1 protein-coding gene is annotated in these 1,110 nt (G+C 61.4%); it reads right to left on the bottom strand.

Going from position 1 to position 1,110, the window contains the following annotated elements; all coding sequences use genetic code 11:
* Positions 1-1,073, bottom strand: a 1,073-nt coding sequence (locus AAHZ94_RS34420) for an amino acid adenylation domain-containing protein (protein WP_349997606.1), incomplete at its 3' end; no start/stop codon positions are given.
* Between the last annotated feature and the right edge of the window lie 37 nt (positions 1,074-1,110).

Genomic DNA, 1,110 nt, shown 5'->3' with positions numbered 1-1,110 from the left:
GTGAGAGTCGCCTCCACCTCACCGAGTTCGATACGGAAACCACGAATCTTGACCTGGTCATCCACCCGGCCGACAAAGACCAACTGGCCATCCGCGTTCCACCGACCCACATCACCCGTGCGATACATCCGCCCACCAGCCGGACCAAACGGATCAGCAACGAAGCGCTCTGCCGTCAGATCGAACCGACCCAGATACCCACGAGCCAACACCACACCCGCGACATACATTTCACCCACCACACCCGGCGGAACCGGCCGCAAGTACTCATCGAGTACGTACATCCGGGTGTTCCAGAACGGCCGACCAATCGGAACAGGCCCCTCGGGCAATTCCACACCCGGTTCGATCCAATAGTCGGTGCAGTTGACCGTCGCCTCAGTCGGACCATAGGCGTTGACGACCACGACGTCAGGGTGTGCCGCACGCCAGGAAGACAACGCCTCCCCAACCAGTGCCTCACCACCCACCACCAGCATCTGTGACGGAGACACCTCACCCGGCAACGCCTCCAACAACCCCACATGCGACGGCGTCACCTTCATCAACGACGCACCCACACCCACCGCACCCTCATCCAAACCACCCAACACCACACACCCACCCGACACCAACGGCGTATACAACGCCGTCACCGTCAAATCAAACGCCACCGACGAATGCACCAACGACACCCCAGCAAACCCCCCATACACCACCCGCCCCCGCTCCACATACGCACCCAACGAACCATGCGACACCACCACACCCTTCGGCCGACCCGTCGACCCCGACGTATAAATCACATACGCCACACCCCCACCAACCGGAACCCCCACCTCACCCACCAACGACCCACCACTGAACTCCCCCACACCCCGAACCAACTCCACATCATCCACCACCAACACCGCACCCGAATCCTCCACAATCTCCCCCACCCGACCCACCGGCACCCCCACATCCACCGGCACATAACCCGCACCCACCTTCAACACACCCAACAACAACACCACCAACTCCACCGACCACGGCAACACCACCACCACCAACGACTCCCGACCCACCCCACACGACAACAACCAACGACCCACCCGATTCGACCACTCATCCAACTCCCCATACGACAAC

It is taken from the genome of Streptomyces sp. HSW2009 (genome assembly GCF_040240285.1).
Lineage (GTDB): Bacteria > Actinomycetota > Actinomycetes > Streptomycetales > Streptomycetaceae > Streptomyces.
The sequence above is the reverse complement of the archived record's forward strand: the minus strand, read 5'-3'. Positions and strand labels throughout refer to the sequence as shown.